The sequence below is a fragment of the Flavobacterium luteum genome (assembly GCF_008806775.1).
GTDB lineage: Bacteria > Bacteroidota > Bacteroidia > Flavobacteriales > Flavobacteriaceae > Flavobacterium > Flavobacterium luteum.
This window is the reverse complement of sequence record NZ_WAEM01000001.1, coordinates 111,722-129,653: the sequence shown is the minus strand read 5'-3', so window position 1 is coordinate 129,653 and position 17,932 is coordinate 111,722. Positions and strand designations below refer to the sequence as shown.

Annotated in this window: 18 protein-coding genes; 11 read left to right on the top strand and 7 right to left on the bottom strand. The window is 30.1% G+C overall.

Translation table 11 applies throughout. The features are described from left to right. The first annotated feature begins 3 nt into the window (after positions 1-3). From F6464_RS00560 to F6464_RS00535, 6 genes are all read left to right on the top strand, one after another. Positions 4-651, top strand: a complete 648-nt coding sequence (locus tag F6464_RS00560) for an alpha/beta hydrolase family protein (RefSeq protein WP_151105801.1) — start codon at positions 4-6, stop codon at positions 649-651. Positions 652-691: 40 nt separating this feature from the next. Beyond that, a complete protein-coding gene (locus F6464_RS00555; protein WP_151105800.1) occupies positions 692-1,384 on the top strand; it encodes a phosphoribosyltransferase in 693 nt (230 codons plus the stop codon). Positions 1,385-1,602: 218 nt separating this feature from the next. Next, complete coding sequence (locus F6464_RS00550) at positions 1,603-4,014, top strand: PAS domain-containing sensor histidine kinase (RefSeq protein ID WP_151105799.1); 2,412 nt, start codon at positions 1,603-1,605, stop codon at positions 4,012-4,014. Between the two features lie 581 nt (positions 4,015-4,595). Next, positions 4,596-5,225 (top strand): PIG-L family deacetylase, encoded by a 630-nt coding sequence (locus tag F6464_RS00545; RefSeq protein WP_151105798.1) that lies wholly within the window; start codon positions 4,596-4,598, stop codon positions 5,223-5,225. Positions 5,226-5,242: 17 nt separating this feature from the next. After that, positions 5,243-6,385, top strand: a complete 1,143-nt coding sequence (locus F6464_RS00540; RefSeq protein WP_151105797.1) for a glycosyltransferase family 4 protein — start codon at positions 5,243-5,245, stop codon at positions 6,383-6,385. Between the two features lies 1 nt (position 6,386). Then, on the top strand, positions 6,387-7,616 hold the full coding sequence (locus F6464_RS00535; protein ID WP_151105796.1) for an amylo-alpha-1,6-glucosidase: 1,230 nt from the start codon (positions 6,387-6,389) through the stop codon (positions 7,614-7,616). Between the two features lie 184 nt (positions 7,617-7,800). Here F6464_RS00535 and F6464_RS00530 read toward each other — a convergent pair whose 3' ends face one another. The 7 genes from F6464_RS00530 to F6464_RS00500 all read right to left on the bottom strand — a co-directional run bounded on the left by F6464_RS00530 (position 7,801) and on the right by F6464_RS00500 (position 11,914). Next, on the bottom strand, positions 7,801-8,322 hold the full coding sequence (locus F6464_RS00530; RefSeq protein ID WP_317132224.1) for a hypothetical protein: 522 nt from the start codon (positions 8,320-8,322) through the stop codon (positions 7,801-7,803). Between the two features lie 108 nt (positions 8,323-8,430). Next, the gene (locus tag F6464_RS00525; protein ID WP_225318006.1) at positions 8,431-8,652 is read right to left on the bottom strand and encodes a DUF2188 domain-containing protein; all 222 of its coding nucleotides are present in this window, start codon (positions 8,650-8,652) and stop codon (positions 8,431-8,433) included. Positions 8,653-8,725: 73 nt separating this feature from the next. After that, on the bottom strand, positions 8,726-9,052 hold the full coding sequence (locus F6464_RS00520) for a four-helix bundle copper-binding protein (protein WP_151105795.1): 327 nt from the start codon (positions 9,050-9,052) through the stop codon (positions 8,726-8,728). Between the two features lie 35 nt (positions 9,053-9,087). Next, entirely contained in the window at positions 9,088-10,431 is a 1,344-nt protein-coding gene (locus tag F6464_RS00515) for an erythromycin esterase family protein (protein WP_225318005.1), read from the bottom strand. Further along, positions 10,428-11,075 (bottom strand): phosphoribosyltransferase, encoded by a 648-nt coding sequence (locus F6464_RS00510; protein WP_151105794.1) that lies wholly within the window; start codon positions 11,073-11,075, stop codon positions 10,428-10,430. The genes F6464_RS00515 and F6464_RS00510 overlap by 4 nt, the downstream gene beginning before the upstream one ends. Further along, entirely contained in the window at positions 11,059-11,718 is a 660-nt protein-coding gene (locus F6464_RS00505; protein WP_151105793.1) for a dienelactone hydrolase family protein, read from the bottom strand. The genes F6464_RS00510 and F6464_RS00505 overlap by 17 nt, the downstream gene beginning before the upstream one ends. Beyond that, complete coding sequence (locus tag F6464_RS00500) at positions 11,705-11,914, bottom strand: dodecin family protein (RefSeq protein ID WP_151105792.1); 210 nt, start codon at positions 11,912-11,914, stop codon at positions 11,705-11,707. The genes F6464_RS00505 and F6464_RS00500 overlap by 14 nt, the downstream gene beginning before the upstream one ends. 436 nt (positions 11,915-12,350) lie before the next feature. Here F6464_RS00500 and F6464_RS00495 point away from each other — a divergent pair, with 436 nt between their 5' ends. From F6464_RS00495 to F6464_RS00475, 5 genes are all read left to right on the top strand, one after another. Next, positions 12,351-13,436: a hypothetical protein gene (locus F6464_RS00495; RefSeq protein WP_225318004.1), complete on the top strand. Its 1,086-nt coding sequence runs from the start codon at positions 12,351-12,353 to the stop codon at positions 13,434-13,436. Between the two features lie 3 nt (positions 13,437-13,439). Then, positions 13,440-14,294, top strand: coding sequence for a polysaccharide deacetylase family protein (locus tag F6464_RS00490; protein WP_151105791.1), 855 nt, complete (start codon positions 13,440-13,442; stop codon positions 14,292-14,294). Between the two features lie 195 nt (positions 14,295-14,489). Next, on the top strand, positions 14,490-14,972 hold the full coding sequence (locus F6464_RS00485) for a universal stress protein (protein WP_151105790.1): 483 nt from the start codon (positions 14,490-14,492) through the stop codon (positions 14,970-14,972). Between the two features lie 96 nt (positions 14,973-15,068). After that, positions 15,069-15,653, top strand: a complete 585-nt coding sequence (locus tag F6464_RS00480) for a helix-turn-helix domain-containing protein (protein ID WP_151105789.1) — start codon at positions 15,069-15,071, stop codon at positions 15,651-15,653. Position 15,654: 1 nt separating this feature from the next. Beyond that, positions 15,655-17,931 carry a PAS domain-containing hybrid sensor histidine kinase/response regulator gene (locus tag F6464_RS00475; protein WP_151105788.1) on the top strand — a complete coding sequence of 759 codons (2,277 nt, stop codon included), beginning with the start codon at positions 15,655-15,657 and terminating at the stop codon, positions 17,929-17,931. The last annotated feature ends 1 nt before the right edge of the window (position 17,932 follow it).

Sequence of the window (17,932 nt, the reverse complement as noted above, 5' to 3'; positions counted from 1 at the left end):
ATCATGGATGTAACTAATTATACTGAGATAAGTTTACCTATTGATCACGTGCGCCTAGTTGGAGAATTATACATACCACCTAGAGCAAAAGCATTAATTGTCTTTTCTCAAAATTGCGGAAATAATCGGTTCAGTGTTCGCAACCGACAAGTGGCAAATTATTTACAAAAAAGAAATTTTGGCACATTATTATTTGATTTATTGACACCAGAGGAAGATACAAAAAAACGCATGGATATTGATTTATTAACAAAAAGACTCATTGAAGTAACCGAATATTTAGAGGCATTATCTACTACTAAGCATATTCCTATTGGCTATTTTGGTGTTAGTATCGGAGCAGCTTCAGCTATAAAAGCATCTATAAAGCACCCCGAAATTTTTGGAATTGTCGCTAAAGGGGGACGTCTTGATCTTGTAGGAAACGATTTGGCAAAAGTAAATGTTCCTATATTACTAATTGTTGGAGCTTTAAACGAGAATACACTTCAATTAAATCAGGTTACCTTTCAAGAGCTAAATTGCGATAAAAAGCTAGAAGTAGTGCCTGGTGCCTATAATTCCTTTAAAGAACTTGGTGCAATGGAAAAGGTGTCTGAATTATCAACAAATTGGTTCAAAAACTATTTGCCTATTCAAAAAGCGGTGTAATACTTAAATATTCTTTCTAAAATAATTAAAATATACTATTATGTTAAAAAATCGAATTCAAGCAGGGATTTTGTTAGCCAAAAAACTTCTAAAATATAAATCTGAAAATACAGTTGTAGTAGCTTTGCCCTCTGGAGGAGTTCCAATAGGATATTGCATAGCAAAGGAGCTTGATTTGCCTCTTAGCTTAGTGTTTTCTCAAAAAATAGGACACCCAAATCATAAAGAACATTCCATTGGCGTAGTTGGACTTTCTGATTATGTAATAACGAAACCAAGGGGCGTTTCAAAAAGCTATATTACAAATGAAGTACGGCTAATACAACAACGATTGCAACAAATGAAGTTGAAATATCAACACAAAATAAAAATACAAGGTTTAAATAAAAAAACTGTCCTCATTGTAGATGATGGAATGGTTAACGGAAATACTTTACTTTATGCCATACGATTAATTCAAAAAAGTAAACCTAAAGAAATTGTTGTGGCCGTTCCAATTGCCTCGTATGCAGCAATAGCACTTTTAAAAGAAGAAGTGGCTGAGTTAATTGTTCTAATAATACCTCCGTTTCTCTCTACTGTAGATGAATTCTACAAAAAATTTGAAGCTATTTCTGATGAAGATGTTATGCTATATTTAGAAAAAAGAAATCAACAACAAGTAACTACTTATAATCAAACGATTTATAATACAGAACCCTTTTTGCCCCGGAAAAGTATAAACATTGTTTAGGATCTTGTCATTCTAATGAACTATTTATGTAAGAGCTTGTATGGATTTTATTTAAAATTGCATCAAGCCTTATTTTTTTAGTAGCCTAGTAAAATGAAATTGTATTATTTTGTTTTGAATGATGCATAATAAAAAACTAAAAAATCAATTCTGATTTCATAAAAAGATTATCTAATTTATGGTACATTTGATATAACAAATATGAATTTTCACTTTATATGAGCCTCTCAAAAAATGAAATCGATTATAAAATTGTATTTGAAGCCATTCAAAAACCTTCGCTTGTTCTTTCTAATGATTTAACTATCATTACTTTAAATCTAGCTTATCAAAAATCAACAAATACTGAAGCCAAAAACTTAATTGGAAAACATATCTCTGAAATTTTTCCTGACCATCCGAAAATTGGTTTTAAAAAAGAAACAAGCACTAATTCATTAACTACAATTCTTCTAACAGAAATTGATTCTGTACCATTTTTCCGATATGATATTTTAAGACCTAATGGTATTCAAGAAGAGAAATATTGGCGAATGTCTACAAAACCAATCATTGACAATAAAAATGAAATAATTTACATTTTATTAGAGATAGAGGATGTTACTGAACTTGTGGCTTTCAAAAAAAATTATCCATCACAAGATAAAACTACTAATACATTACTTAATCGATTGTTTTTACTAGAAACCGCTCTAAAAATACGAAAAGAAGAAATTCAAGAATTAGATGAAGTTTTAGAACTCAATAATGGTTTCAATCAAAAAGTCCTAACCGAAATTTTAGATTACAAATACGCCATAGATGCTGCAGATATTGTAGCAATAACAGACCAAAAAGGGATAATTTTGCACGTTAATGATAATTTCTGCAAAATATCAAAATACAGTAGAGAAGAACTTATAGGACAAGATCATAGGATTGTAAACTCTGGATTTCACTCTAAAGAATTTATTCGTTTACTATGGAAAACTATTTCAAAAGGAGGTATTTGGAAAGGTGAAATAAAAAACAAAGCTAAGGACGGTTCTTTTTATTGGGTACGAACTACTATTATTCCATTCCTAAATGAAAAAAGAAAACCAGTTAAATACCTAGCATTACGTTCGGATATTACCCATCAAAAAGAAATTGGTGAAGATCTCGTAAATAGTGAAGGAAAATACCGTGATTTATTTGAAAATTCACTTGTAGCCATGTTTATCAACAATCCTAAAACAAGAAAAACAATAGTTGTAAATGAAATTGGAATTTCTCTTTTTGGATATAAATCCGAAAAAGATTTTCAAAAAAATTATGAACCAGAAAAACACTTTGAAAACATTGAAGACCTTGAAAAGTTGGAAAAAGCAATTTTAAGTACTGGTGAGGCAAATTTAGACAAAGTTGCCTTGAAAAAAAAGGATGGAACTCTTTTCTGGGCAAAATTATTTTCTAAATTAAATACTCAAAAAGATGCTGTACAAACAGTGCTAGTGGATATTACAGCACAGGAAAAAATTTATACTACTCTTAAAATTAGTGAGGAAAAATACAAAAATATTTTTTCTAATACTCTTGTGGCCACCTTCACAACTGATATTGAAACCTCCAGAATCACTGAGGTGAACGATAAAGGTGTTGCGCTTTTTGGTTACCAAAGTAGAGAAGATTTCCTGAAAAATTTTAATCCAATTTTGCATTATGTTAATGTTAAAGACCAAGAAACTAATATTGTGATTTTAGTTGAAAAAGGAGAAGCATCAAAAATCATAGAAATGAAAAGGCTTGATGGCTCCCTATTTTGGGCCAAATTTGCTAATAAACTTAATAAAAATAATGGTATTGCCCATATTTCTATTTTAGATGTAACAAACGATATCAAATTTCAAGAAGAGCTTGAAGAAAAAGTAGTCTTACGCACTTTAGAGCTCACACAATCTCTTATTCGGGAAAAAGAATCGAATGATATGAAGTCAAACTTTGTTAGCATGGCCTCTCACGAATTCCGTACTCCATTAACCACAATTCTAACAAGTGCATCATTAATCAAAAAGTATGAGGATTATGATCAACAAGAACTTAGGGTTAAACATATTGATAGAATTACCTCTACTGTAAACCATTTAGTTAGTCTTTTGAATGATTTTCTATCACTAGAAAAATTGAGAAAAGGAATAGTAAATGGTGAGGTAGCAAGTTTTAATTTGCCTGAATTTATAGAAGAAATTGCTCAAGAATTGGATAGTGTAATTGTATTAAAAAAACAGCATATTGAGTACAATCATCAAGGTGAAGTAATTGTTTTGCAATCACGTAAAATATTAAAAAATATTTTAATAAATCTAATTTCAAATGCCAGTAAATACTCTGGAAATAATATGCCAATTGAAATTCATTCTATTATAATTTCAAACACTGTAACCATTACCATAAAAGATCAGGGAATTGGAATACCTATTGAAGAACAACAAAAATTGTTTTCTGATTTTTTTAGAGCCAGTAATACAGGTAACATTAAAGGAACCGGACTAGGACTCAGCATTGTGAAAAAATATGTTGAATTACTGGATGGCAAAATTTATTTTGAAAGCCAAGCCAATAAAGGAAGTTCTTTTAGCTTTAGTTTCCCCCAACTAAAAGAATTGGCTTAACTAGCAATTATGTTGAGGGATTAGTTTCTCTAACATTCACTACTTTTTATAAAATCTATTCTATTTCAAGTTTTTTCTTAATATCAATTTATTCAAAATCATTATCATTATCTCCCAGAATAATAAATTAATAAAGATTTGTATGAATTAATGGTACTATCTTTAAACAAAGGAAAATAATTCTAATTTAAACGAATACGATTAGTATCACTAGAAACATATATAAATTTGATTAAATAATAAGTGTGTTTTAAAGCTTCTATTTACAAGTTTTATTAAAAACCTTTCTAAATATTTATATTCTCTTTATGAACATAAATCACTATACAAATAAAGCTAAACTCTATTTAATTATAGTTAAAAAAAATTGTTTTAAATGTTGAAAATCAGTATATTTATGGTAATATTTAGTGATTTTTGGTTTAAGACATTGTATGATTAATCCAAATTCAGGAAAGACTCTAAAAAATACAATTAGTACACCGTTTAGAAAAATAAAACCTGATTATATTAACGTACTTTTTTATCCTTTTTTTGCTTTAATAACTTAACTATTCAAATTGTCGAAAACAATTTTGGAAATGGAAAGTAAAGCCCATAAAACAGTAGCCATAATAGTTGCTCATCCTGACGATGAAATTCTTTGGGCAGGAGGAACTTTACTAAATAATCCACAATGGGAATGTTTTATTATTAGCCTTTGTAGAAAAAATGATGAAGACCGTTCGCTTAAGTTTTATAGGGTTCTGAAAATTATAAATGCTCAAGGCGTTATGGGCAATCTTGATGATGAACCCGAGCAGAAGCCTTTGAATATTTTTGAAGTGGAGCAAAAAATATTAGAATTATTGCCTAAAAAGCATTTTGATTTAGTAATGACCCATAGTCCATTTGGAGAATACACCAAACATTTAAGACATGAGGAAATAGGTAAAGCAGTAATTTTATTATGGAATAAGGGTGAAATTGCTACAAATCAGCTTTGGGCATTCGCTTATGATGACGGAAATAAAAAATATTATCCAAAAGCAATTGAAAATGCTTTTTATTTTGAAAAGCTTCAAAAAGAGACTTGGATTAAAAAATATAATTTAATAACCAAAATATATGGCTTCAAGAAAAACAGTTGGGAAGCAAAAACAACACCAATAGTTGAAGCCTTTTGGATTTTTAAAAACCCGAATAATGCACTTGATTTTTTAAATAAATAACATTAAAATCATATTATATGAAAGTATTAGTACTCTATGATTATCCTCCATCACCGGGCGGATTAGCAACTCAAGGCGATCTTTTATACAGGGGTTTACTCGAATTAGGTGTTAATGCACATGCGGTTCACTTTGAATCTGCACAAGAAAAAGAGTGGTATTATCGCTGGTTTCAACCCGATGTAGTAGTCGGTATTGGGTATTGGGGACATACGCCACAGTTGATATTACATCCACAGCGATATGGTGTATTACCAGTTCCTTGGTTGGTTGCAGATGGTTACATAGCCAATTACCAAGAGGTTTTAAATGAACTTCCTTTAATATTAGTTACTTCCCATTGGGTAAAAGAAATGTATATTAGAGATGGTATAAATGGAGATAAAATTGAAGTTTTACCAGTGGGTTGCGATACCAATTCTTTCAGACCATATAACAAAAATGACCCTAAAATAAAGGCAGTTAGAGAATCTTTAGGCATTTCTCCTGATCAATTAATGATTTTAACTGTTGGTGGAGATGCCGCTTCAAAGGGGGCACAAGAAGTCATGCAGGCTTTGGCAATTATTGATACTAAAGCACCAGATTGGAAATATGTGTGTAAAGTATGGCCACAACAACGAACAAAATCTCAAAACCTCGAAGACCTACAGATGGCAACCATTTTGGGTATAGAAAAAAATATTACCTATGCGACCAACACCATTTCTCGCAATTTTATGCCTTATCTCATATCTGCCTGTGATATTTATGCTGCGCCGTCAAGACTAGAAGGGTTTGGAATGCCTCAAGTAGAAGCAGGTGCTTGTGAAAAACCGGTTATTGGCATTAAAGCAATGGGAATGTTAGACACATTAGTTCATGGAGAAACTGCTTTTTTAGCCAATGTTGAAAAAAAAATAGTGGTTAATGAAGTTATACTTGGCGATGAATCGGGATTTGAGAATAATTATAAAGTAATATTTAAAGAGCCCAGAACCGTAGATTATCGAGCTAATGTTCAAGATATAGCCACTGGATTATTAACTTTTATGAACGATGCAGAATTAAGAGAAAAAACTGGAAAAGCAGGTCGAAAAAGAGTAGTCGAAAATTTTGATTATAGAATTGTTGCTCAAAGGTTTTTAGATATAATAACTGATAAATTAGGTATAAATTAAAATGATAAATTCTCAACAAAATTCATTTATAGATGCAGCCAAAAAAGCAGCACTTGATGTGCTTTTGCATAATATGCATGGTCCATTTCACGGGCTTCCAAGAACTGCGGGTTGGGGTTATCCTGAACCTTATACTAGAGATTTATTGATTTCTATTCTCGGAATTGCCGTTTCTGGAAATGAAGAATTAATAAATAGTATTGGGAAGGTTTTAGAAACTTTATCGGAAAATCAATCAGAAAGAGGACACATTCCATCTTTGGTACACGATGCTGATGATAGAGGAGCAAGCGATACAACTCCTCTGTTTTTATTGGCAGTTGGAATTTATAGACAAGTAATTAATAATCCTATTTTTTTAAAAGATATCGTACAAAAAGCACTAGTTTGGATGGAATATCAAAGCCCGTCTGATATGTATTTAGTTGCCCAACAGCCAACAAGCGATTGGCGGGATGAACAATGGGTGCTCGGTTATGGATTGTTTGTTAATACTTTAGTATATAGTTATTTAAAAATATTAAATAAATCTGAAAGAGCCAACGAAGTATACAAAAAAATGAGTCGTTTTACCATTACAGGAGGTGTCATACATGACCATGTACATGAAGGTTTAGTATTAAAAAACAAACCTTATTATGCCTTTTGGTCCTATAAAATTTATAGCAGTGAGCGTTTTGATTTGTTAGGAAATAGCCTTGCTATTTTATCAGGAATTGCATCGCCTACAAGAGCTAATGAAATGATTTCCTGGATAGAAGCCGAATGTGAATCAATGAAAAATAAAGGAATATTAGCTTTAGATTTACCTCCTAATTTTTTCCCTTTTACTAACCCGAATGATCCTGACTGGCACGATAGATATTCAGAATTTAATAACCCTGGCGAATACCATAATGGTGGGATATGGCCTTTTATATGTGGTTTTTATATTGCAGCATTAGTAGCGGCAAAAAGATTTACATTAGCCGAAAAAAAATTAATAGCATTAACTGAATGCATAAAAAAAACGAACCTGTTAACAGAATCTGCTACTAAAAATAATGATAAGAATGTTAAAAATATAAATGCAGAAAATATGCAATTTGGTTTTAACGAATGGATAAAAGCTCAAAATGGTGATCCTAAAGGTCAAAATTGGCAAACATGGAGTGCATCAATGTACCTATATGCATGTAAATGTGTTGAAAAAAGAGAAACCCCTTTTTTTGATAAAATACGAATGAAATAAATTAGTGCTGTCTGAAATTAAAATTTTTCAGTTCTTCTCTTTTGTAGAAATAAAAATATTATATCGTGGTGGAGGCAAAAAAGTAGTGATTAAAACAATTCTATCTATAGCATCTAAAATCATTTAATGATAAAATAAGTTATACCTAAATATAAAAATTAGGAATAACTTTCATCAATTATTATCAATCCATTTCGCATTCAACCGTTTTAAATTTATATTTCACACGATCAAAATCTATTGGAATGCCTTTAACAAAATAAGTAGCTCCCATAATAGTTTCCATTTTTCCATTTCCTAAAATGAGATTACTACCTTGCTTTAGCAAAGCAATTGGATTTTTATACGTTACTTTTGTATTTGCACCTTGAATAAATGTATAGGCAGCAAATAATGTATCGCCTCGAAATTCTCCAGCTAATTTCCCAACCTTATTTGGCCTATTAAAAATTTTCATAACCATATTACCAGTTATTTTTCTGTTTTTTAAAGTATTGATTTTTAATTCAATAGTATCATTTTCATAAAGTGCTTTATAACATATTGTGTTTATAGGCACCTCAGTATCGGTATTGATAGCCTTAACATCTTTTTGGTTTTGATTTTTTTTGCAATTTTGGAATCCTATACAGAACAACAGCAAAAGGAATAGGTGCAGATTTTTCATAACAGTTAATAGTTCGTTAATAATTATAATAATAGTCACAACCAATTTATTTAAGCATAGCTTTAATTAGTAGATATCAAGTTATTGAAAATAAATATTTTAAAAATTTATCTCTAAAAAAATGATAGACTATTTTTTTCTATCTCCTTATATTTTATTCTTTTTAATTCCTGTTTTAAAATTATTATTCTTAAAAATCAATTTATTGTTTCCTACCCATTTTTTTGCTTTGCTAATCGCCGTCGCAATAATGATTCCTATATTTAATTTTGATTTTTCAAGTAACGCATTGCCAATCTGAATGGCTTTATTTCTAACCATCGGAGCTAAATTTTTCATTGCAGCTGGGAAATCCGTTTTTGACCACATAATTACCATTTTTGCTTATCTCTAAAAACCAAAACTATACTTGTTTTGATTTTATAAAGAAGGCTGCATTTTTTTAATATACTATTTCATTTTCATGACATATTTCTGCACATTTGTGACATGCATCAGCACATTCTTTACAATGCGCTTTAGAAGCGTGTTTGGTACATTCCTCAGCACATCTTTCGCACATTTGTCTACATAATTTCAAGAAAATATTTACATTGGGTGAATTTCTTTCTAACAATTGTGCTGTTAAACGACAAATTTCAGAACAATCTTGGTCGTTTTTCATACAGAGTTCCATGTCACTATCTTTTTCTAAATGACAAGCATCATAGCAATGTGTACATTGTGCAGCGCAAAATTGTAGCGCGTCTATTAATTTTTGTTTTTCCATGATTATTAAATTTAAATTATTATACTTTTTTATATTTAAACTCCAAAAGGATATGTCTCTGGTATTTGATTTCCATCAGGAATTATATGAAGTGGATGCAATGCTGATGTTTCATCTAAATAGATAAAAGCATCGTAGCGATAGGCCATTTTACTCGGTACATAATTTCCATAATATTCAAATTGAGGGCGATAAACTACGCCAATAGCGCGATGATCAAAGTGTTTTTTACCTATAATTTCTTTCATAGCATCATTCATAAAAATAATTCGGTCATTAGCATCTAAATGATGTAATTCAAATTCCCAACTATTTTCTTTCGCTTCAGGAACGGTCATTACTTGCATTTTATCTCCCCATTCTCGACCAGCAACAACGGTTCCCTTATATGATCCGAAACCGACTGAAAAGACTTCTTCTGCTTTGTGTTGCTGTCTAATAATTTGTCCTACATTGACCATTCCTTCCTCTGCCATATTGGTTGCTCGAGCATCACCAATATGAGTATTATGTTCCCATATAATAGTTTTGGCCTGTGATCCATGAAATTCCATTAAATTATTGAGCGTTAAAACCATATGTCGATCACGAATATTCCATGAATCGGGGCCTCCTATTACCATAGCTCGATAATATTTTTCAGCATTCACAACTATTTGTGCATTTTGTTTTAAACTCATGATTGTTTCAGGATCATTATTATAATTTGGGGCATTTAGTCTTATTTGTGATAATAAGTCCACGACTTGATTTTCACAAAGTGAAGGAACTATTCGAGAAAATTTTGCATACTCCTGCCCTTCACTATCTTTAAAAGGTTCAAAACATTTTATAGCCTTCATGGCTACTTCTTTTGTAGCAAAATCATTTTTGTCTAAATAATCAACTATGGCTTCTAATGATTCCCAAAGGCTATAGACATCTAAACCATAAAATCCTATCTTTTGTTCTTCCTCTTGTTTTACATTATAGTCGTACAACCATTCTGCCAAGGCTACTATTTCCCAATTGGCCCACATCCAAGTTGGCCAACGGTTGAAACCATGTAGAACTTCATGTGCCGATTTTCCTGAATCCGGATAATTTTTTATATAACGATTCAATCTATAGCAATCAGGCCAATCTCCTTCTACAGCTATAAATGAAAATCCTTTTTTTTCAATAAGAAGCTTGCTTAATTTGGTTCGCCACTTGTAGTATTCATGAGTACCATGAGAAGCTTCGCCTAACAATACATATTTTGCATCTCCAATTTGGTTTACCAACTCTTGAAGTGCATTTTCATCTTTTAATGGTATGGAATTATCAAAAATTATTTTGCTCACATCCATCATTTCGCCATCACTCTTTGGATCGGTTTTTACATAAAATGTTTTCATGATGTTTTAATTGTTTTTGTTGGCGTTCTTCTCATTTCTTCCATTAAATGAATCACTTCTTCATCTGACACTTGAGCAAAATCATAATAAAACTCCCCTACTCCTCTAAAATTTACAGGAATATTAGGACAAATAAATGCTTCCACTTTGCTTCTTATTTTTACAGCAGTATCATAAGGAGCAACTGGAACAGCTACAATAATTTTTTTTGGGGATTTACGACGCACTAATTGTATTGCAGACAAGAGTGTATTACCTGTAGCAATTCCGTCATCAACAATAAGGACTGTTTTGTTTTTTAAATCTACAGAAGATCGATTACCCATGAATTTTTTGAATCTTAATTTTAGATTTTCTCTTATTTCTTTGATTTTCTTATTGGTGTAATCATTTGAAATTGAAAAATAATCATCTAAAATTTCATCTTCTAAACTTACGGCTCCAATTGCTAATTCTGGATTAGAAGGGTGTCCAATTTTTTTAATAAGCAACAAATCTAAAGGTAATTTGTAGTGGCGAGCAATAGCGTATCCTATAGGTACACCTCCCCTAGGAACCGCTAAAACAACACTCTCTGAATCGATATATTCCTTCAAAAGTGGAATAAGTTTTTCCGCAGCATCTTGTCTATTGTTGTAAAGCATTTTGGTGTATTTTTGGATTAATTATATATTTTTCAAACCATTTAGTAGCAATTTCTGCCACTTGTTGCAATTTACCAGGCTCTTCAAACAAATGAGTTGCACCGTTAATAATTTCAATATTCTTCTCACATTTAAGGAATTTAAAGGCTTGTTTATTAAGTTCAACAACTACACCATCTAAACTCCCAACAATTAATAAAGTAGGAGCTTTTACAAATTTAAGATCTGAATAAACCAAATCTGGACGTCCTCCTCGAGAAACTAAAGCATGAATTTTTTTTTGTAAGTGTGCGGCGGCTTTTAAAGCTGAAGCGGCACCTGTACTTGCACCAAAATAAGCAATTGGAAGATTTTTTAGTTCAGGAAGTTGCTCTACATAATTTGTTATTGATACTAACCTTTCAGTTAGTAATTCAATATTAAAACGATTTTCATAAATTTTATCTTCTTCAGGGGATAACAAATCAGTTAATAGAGTAGCCATACTGTGTTCATTTAAAATTTCAGCAACCATATTATTTCTTTTACTAAATCGACTACTACCGCTTCCATGAGAAAACAAAACCAAAGCCTTTGGTTCATTGGGAATACTTAAATTCCCTTTTAGAGTAGGGCCTATTACTGGAATTTCAATTGTTTTCATCTTTTTCAAAACTTATTTTACAATTCAACTGCCAAGAAATAATTTTACCTTTTTGAACCTGTGCACTCAAATTTCTAACCCATATAGAACGAATATTATGCAAAGTTTCAGAAGCTTTTTCAACTGCTTTTTCAGCAGCATCTTCCCAACTTTTATCGGATTCTACTAACAATTCAATAATCTTAATTAGTGCCATAATGATATTATTTTTAGTAATTATATCAACGAAATTATAAAAAGAATAAAATTAAAAACTTGATATAGATCACACTCACAAAAAATTAAGTTATTATTAAGAATTATTTTGTTTCAATCATAATTTTTAAAGCATCATAATCAAATTTAATTTTAATAAATAAAGTCTATTAATATTAAATAATTGACTTAGCCGATTTTAAAACAAAAAAATTATTTTTAAATAATTTACATTATAAATTATTTAAAAATCTACTCAATGTTTTATTTTTATTCTGAAAAAGGGAAATTAAATGTTATAATAATTTTTCTTTATAACATTACTATCAAATTAAATTATAAAAAAACTATTTCTATTTCCTAAATTAATAGTAACTTTAGTATAAACAATTAAGTTTTTAGTACTTCAAAATCAACCATTAAATCAATTTAAATTAATGGAAACGATAAAACTATCAAAAGTAAAAGCATTCTATTCTGGACTCCAGTCTATAAAATATATTTGGAACAAAAGATGTTTTATTGCATTGCTACTGCTATTTGGGTTCTTTCTTGGTGTCACTATAGGATGTAATAAATCTAAAGCAAAAGAAACTAAAAATGTAATTAAAAAAAGTGATTCAATAAAGAAAAATAAGTTCATATCAATTGACACTAATGAATATAACAAAAGAATGCAGGTTCTTTATAATTCAGGATCTTGGCTAAAATTGCATGTAAAGACTCCTTACCCACTCCCAGGGGCAGTATTACCCTTTAAAAGAGTAATTGCGTTTTATGGAAATCTATATTCTAAAAAAATGGGGATTTTGGGACAACTTCCAAAATACCAGATGCTCAAAAAATTAGAAGAGGAAGTTGAACAATGGCAAATAGCAGATCCCACTACTACTGCTATTCCTGCTCTGCATTACATTGCTATAACAGCACAAAGTAGTCCTGGAAAAAATGGGAAGTATAGGCTAAGAATGCCTTTTAAACAAATTGATACTATAATGTCATGGGCAAAATCTATAAATGCAATTGTTTTTCTCGATGTGCAAGTAGGGCAAAGTACTGTAGAAGAGGAAGTGAATTCATTACTAAAATACCTCAAATATCCAAATGTACATTTAGGAATAGATCCTGAATTTGCAATGAAAAAAGGAGAAGTCCCAGGAACTAAAATAGGAACTCTTTCGTCTGAGGATATTAACAAGGCTATTACAATTTTACAGGCTATTGTTAAAGAAAATAAACTTCCTCCAAAAATACTTGTAGTACACCGTTTTACGAAACCAATGGTTACTGATTATAAAAAAATTAGACCAACATCAGAAGTTCAAATTGTTATGAATATGGATGGATTTGGTACTAAAGAACTTAAAAAATCCTCTTATGATATGGCGATATCTAAAGAGCCTGTTCAGTTTACTGGTGTTAAATTGTTTTATAAGAATGATACTCAAGGAAAAAACAGACTATATTCACCACATGAGCTACTGAAGTTTACTCCAAAGCCTATTTATATCCAATATCAATAAATAATGTTTTACTTTTTTCCTACATATAAGTGGATTTTAATTAATGGATTTTTTCTGTTTTTTGTGGACTATTCCACAAATTTAAAAAAGGAAAAGAAAGTTGCTGAAACTAATATTCAAGATATAGAATGGATTGCCAAAAATAATTGTATCAATCATTCTAAAATATTACCAATAAAAAACATACCTGTACTTTGCTATCACGCCATTAGAAAAATTAGTAAAACAGACAGTCCCAAGAAAAAAACTTATAGTGTAACTCCAGAAGCTTTCGCTTTACAGATGAAAGCATTAGCTGAAAATGGTTATAAAACCATTTCTCCTGATCAACTATATGAGCATTGGACAAAAAATAAACCTCTGCCAGACAAGCCAATAATTATTACTTTTGATGATGGTAGGAAAGAACAATTCACGATTGGTGCTACTATCATGGAACACTATCATTTTAAGGGGGTTTTTTTTATTATGACCATTTCTATTGGCAAAAAAAATTATATGACAAAAGAAGATATTAAAATACTCTCACTAAAAGGTCACACTATTGGTGTGCATAGCTGGGATCATCAAAAGATAACTCAATATAAAAAAGAAGATTGGAATCTTCAATTAGATAAACCTAAAAAGAGGCTAGAAAATATTATAGAAAAACCAATTGATTATTTTGCCTATCCTTTTGGTATTTGGAGCCTTAGTGCTGCAGATTCTATAAAAAAGCATGGTTATAAAATGGCATTTATTGTATATGGTAAAAGCAACCCTACAAAACCCTATTATACAGTTCCTCGAATAATTGTTCAAAGTACCTACTCAATAAAAGATTTACTTGATATCATAAAAAATAAAACACAATCATGAAATTGAAAATTTAAAAAAAAGGTTAAAATATCTCTTAAAATATGAGAAAACAATAACTCACTGATTCATAAAGACTGATTATTAACCCGTAAATTATATAACTATTATTCAAAGTTATATAAAACGATACACTTTTTTAATTCCGAACTTTAGCAATATTGATGTAAATTTTCTATTAATTTAAAATGATTAAAAATGGAAACTATCAAAATGAATACAGTTTTAATTGCGCTAGACTACAACCCTACAGATCAAAAAATTGCAGAAGTAGGTTTTTCGTTAGCCAAAGCTATGAATGCCAAAATTATTTTACTTCATGTCTTCTTAACACCTGTCGATTATTCATCTGTAGCTTATGAGCCTATTATGGGTTTTGCTGGTTTTTCAAATTTAGATGCCTACCAACAAAACACTGAAATTTTATCAAAAACGGCTTTAGATTTTCTAGATAATGTAAAAAAACATTTAGGTGATTCATCTATCGAAACTTTAGTTAAAGAGGGAGAATATGCTGAAACTATTTTAGAAACTGCCAATTTGTATAAAGCCGATATTATAGTCATTGGGAGTCATAGTAAAAAGTGGCTAGAAAAAATAGTAATGGGCAGTACCACTGAAAAAATATTACACGACACGAATATTCCGCTTTTAATAATACCAACTAAGAAAAAACAGTGATTTATTTCAAATTATAAATAACAAGTTATCTTTTAGGTATATTATTTTTATTAACTTTATGATAATATTTCTTAAGAATTAAATCACTTGAAATAAATGAAGCTATTCATCAAATACATGGTAAGCAACCGCTGTAAAATGGTGGTCAAAGAAATACTAAAAGAATTGAATTTGCCCTTTATTCTTGTCGATTTTGGCGAAGTCGAGATTATGGAAGATATTTCATTAGAACAAAGAGAATTTCTAAAAAAGGAATTACTCGAGTCAGGATTAGAATTGATGGATGACAAAAAATCTATTTTAATAGAAAAAATAAAAACTATAATTATTCAAATGATTCATCATACTCAAGAAGATATCAAAATCAATTTTTCTGACTATTTGAGTGAAAAACTACACCACAATTATAATTATTTAGCCAATTTATTTTCTGATGCTCAAGGTACAACCATAGAGCATTATATCATTTATAATAAAATTGAAAGGGTCAAAGAATTGATGATTTATGGCGAATTGACAATTACTGAAATTGCCTATAAAATGAATTATAGTAGTGTTGCCCATTTATCATCGCAATTCAAAAAAGTTACCGGATTGTCACCATCACATTTCAAACAACTCAAAGATAAACGTAGAAATCAGATTGAAGAAATAGCATACGATACGGGTAAAAAAAATTAATATGAAAACTGAAAATCACGATTTTATTTATAATAAAAGTTTGACTGAAATTCATCCTGAACCCGTAATTGTTATTAATAGCGACTATCAAATCACAGATATGAATAGCAAATTTGTTAGCATAACTAATAAAAAGAGAGAAGATATTTTAGGAACTTATTGTTACGATTACTTTAAAGACTCAGAAAAAGTTAAAAAAAACTGTGCAAAATTATTTGAGATTGGTTTCTTTCACGATGAGGAATTAGAATTACTAGGTCATAATGAAAAAGATATTTTATATAATGGTTTCATTTATAAAAATGAAAAAAAAGAAAATTTGGAGTCTGTTATAATTGGTCGGAACATTTCTGTGCAAAAAAAATATGACACTAAATTTCAAGATTTCTTAGAATCACTTCCAGATGCAATTATTATTGTTAACAATGACGGAAATATTCGATCTGTAAATATACAAGCAGAAACTCTCTTTGGCTACAACAGAACCGAAATTATTGGAAAACAAATAGCGTTTTTGATGCCTTCTCGATTCAAAGAATCACATAATCACCACATGCAATATTATTTTGCGAACCCAAAAGTTCGAAAAATGGGAGAAGGAATGCAACTATTTGCCAAACATAAAAACCAAACAGAGTTTCCAGTAGAAATTAGTTTAAGCAAATTAGATATTGAAGAAAAATTCTTGGTTTGTGCTTCCATTCGTGATGTAAGTCACCAAAAAAGAATCGAAGAAGAATTAACAGATGCCATCATAAAAGCCGAAAATGGAGCCAAATCAAAACAACAATTTCTTGCCAATATGAGTCATGAAATTCGAACGCCCATGAACTCCATTATAGGATTTACAAAAGTGATGTTAAAAACTGAGTTAACACCCAAACAAAAGGAATATATAAACGCCATAAAAATGAGCGGTGACACTTTAATTGTTCTTATCAACGATATTCTCGATCTGGCCAAAGTAGATTCAGGTAAGATGGTTTTTAACAAAGCTCCTTTTAAATTGGCATTATCTATATCGACTATTTTACATTTATTTGAAAATAAAATACGAGAAAAAAATTTAGAATTAGTAGTAAAATATGATCAAAAAATTCCAGAGGTTTTATTGGGAGATGCCATTCGCTTACACCAAATAATTTTAAATTTAGTGAGCAATGCAGTAAAATTTACTTTCAAAGGAAAAATTGCAATTGGCATTCGAAAGCTTACCGAAGACAATGAAAATGTAACTTTAGAATTTTCCATTTCTGACACAGGAATAGGAATTGAAGTTGATAAAATGGATCAAATTTTTGAGAATTTTCAACAAGCACATAGCCAAACTTCAATAATTTTCGGAGGTACGGGTTTGGGACTTGCTATAGTAAAACAACTTGTTGAGGGTCAAGGAGGAAGTATTAAAGTAGAAAGTGAACTAGGCAAAGGCTCTACTTTTAGTTTTGTTTTAGCATTTAAAAAAGCCGATAAAACAACTGTTTTAGATAGTGAAATTATAGAGTTTGTAGACAATCGTATTAAAGACGTTAAGGTTTTAGTTGTTGAAGATGTAGAACTCAATCAATTATTAATGAAAACTATATTGGATGATTTTGGTTTTGAATGTGAAATAGCAGAGAATGGGGATATAGCTGTTGAAAAACTTAAAAAAAATAGCTATGATATTATTCTAATGGATTTACAAATGCCCGTAATGAACGGCTTTCAAGCAACCGATTATATTCGGAATACTTTAAAATCTTCCATCCCTATTATCGCTCTCACCGCAGATGTGACCAGTGTAGATATAGAAAAATGCAAAGCTGTAGGCATGAATGATTATATTGCAAAACCAATCGATGATAAAACATTATATAGAAAAATAGAAGCTTTAATCAAAAAATCAACTTCAAGAATCGAATTCAAAACTTTAGAAAATCATGAATCTAAAAGTCAAAAATGTATTGATATTAGTTACTTAAAAATAATTACCAAATCAAATCACAAATTAATGACAGAAATGATTAATGTGTATCTCGATCAAACACCTATATTAATTAATTCTATTAAGAAAAGTTGGTTAGAGCAAGATTTAGACACATTAAAATCAGCAGTTCATAAATTAATTCCATCTTTTACAATTGTTGGAATTGATAAAAAATATGAAATAATGGCCCGAAAAATTGAAGACGAAACTATAACAGCCGAATCTCATAAGTGGATACTTGAACTCGAAAATATTTTTCTACAAGCGAGTGAAGAGCTTAAAATGGAACTCAATAATTTAAAAAAATAAA

What these genes read in the sequence shown, in the direction of transcription:
- F6464_RS00490 (WP_151105791.1), top strand. Translation starts at nt 13,440, where the DNA reads ATGTTTTACTTTTTTCCTACATATAAGTGGATTTTAATTAATGGATTT.
- F6464_RS00555 (WP_151105800.1), top strand. Translation starts at nt 692, where the DNA reads ATGTTAAAAAATCGAATTCAAGCAGGGATTTTGTTAGCCAAAAAACTT.
- F6464_RS00480 (WP_151105789.1), top strand. Translation starts at nt 15,069, where the DNA reads ATGAAGCTATTCATCAAATACATGGTAAGCAACCGCTGTAAAATGGTG.
- F6464_RS00500 (WP_151105792.1), bottom strand. Translation starts at nt 11,914, where the DNA reads ATGGCACTAATTAAGATTATTGAATTGTTAGTAGAATCCGATAAAAGT.
- F6464_RS00540 (WP_151105797.1), top strand. Translation starts at nt 5,243, where the DNA reads ATGAAAGTATTAGTACTCTATGATTATCCTCCATCACCGGGCGGATTA.
- F6464_RS00515 (WP_225318005.1), bottom strand. Translation starts at nt 10,431, where the DNA reads ATGAAAACATTTTATGTAAAAACCGATCCAAAGAGTGATGGCGAAATG.
- F6464_RS00535 (WP_151105796.1), top strand. Translation starts at nt 6,387, where the DNA reads ATGATAAATTCTCAACAAAATTCATTTATAGATGCAGCCAAAAAAGCA.
- F6464_RS00505 (WP_151105793.1), bottom strand. Translation starts at nt 11,718, where the DNA reads ATGAAAACAATTGAAATTCCAGTAATAGGCCCTACTCTAAAAGGGAAT.
- F6464_RS00510 (WP_151105794.1), bottom strand. Translation starts at nt 11,075, where the DNA reads ATGCTTTACAACAATAGACAAGATGCTGCGGAAAAACTTATTCCACTT.
- F6464_RS00545 (WP_151105798.1), top strand. Translation starts at nt 4,596, where the DNA reads ATGGAAAGTAAAGCCCATAAAACAGTAGCCATAATAGTTGCTCATCCT.
- F6464_RS00475 (WP_151105788.1), top strand. Translation starts at nt 15,655, where the DNA reads ATGAAAACTGAAAATCACGATTTTATTTATAATAAAAGTTTGACTGAA.
- F6464_RS00560 (WP_151105801.1), top strand. Translation starts at nt 4, where the DNA reads ATGGATGTAACTAATTATACTGAGATAAGTTTACCTATTGATCACGTG.
- F6464_RS00485 (WP_151105790.1), top strand. Translation starts at nt 14,490, where the DNA reads ATGGAAACTATCAAAATGAATACAGTTTTAATTGCGCTAGACTACAAC.
- F6464_RS00525 (WP_225318006.1), bottom strand. Translation starts at nt 8,652, where the DNA reads ATGTGGTCAAAAACGGATTTCCCAGCTGCAATGAAAAATTTAGCTCCG.
- F6464_RS00550 (WP_151105799.1), top strand. Translation starts at nt 1,603, where the DNA reads ATGAGCCTCTCAAAAAATGAAATCGATTATAAAATTGTATTTGAAGCC.
- F6464_RS00520 (WP_151105795.1), bottom strand. Translation starts at nt 9,052, where the DNA reads ATGGAAAAACAAAAATTAATAGACGCGCTACAATTTTGCGCTGCACAA.
- F6464_RS00495 (WP_225318004.1), top strand. Translation starts at nt 12,351, where the DNA reads ATGGAAACGATAAAACTATCAAAAGTAAAAGCATTCTATTCTGGACTC.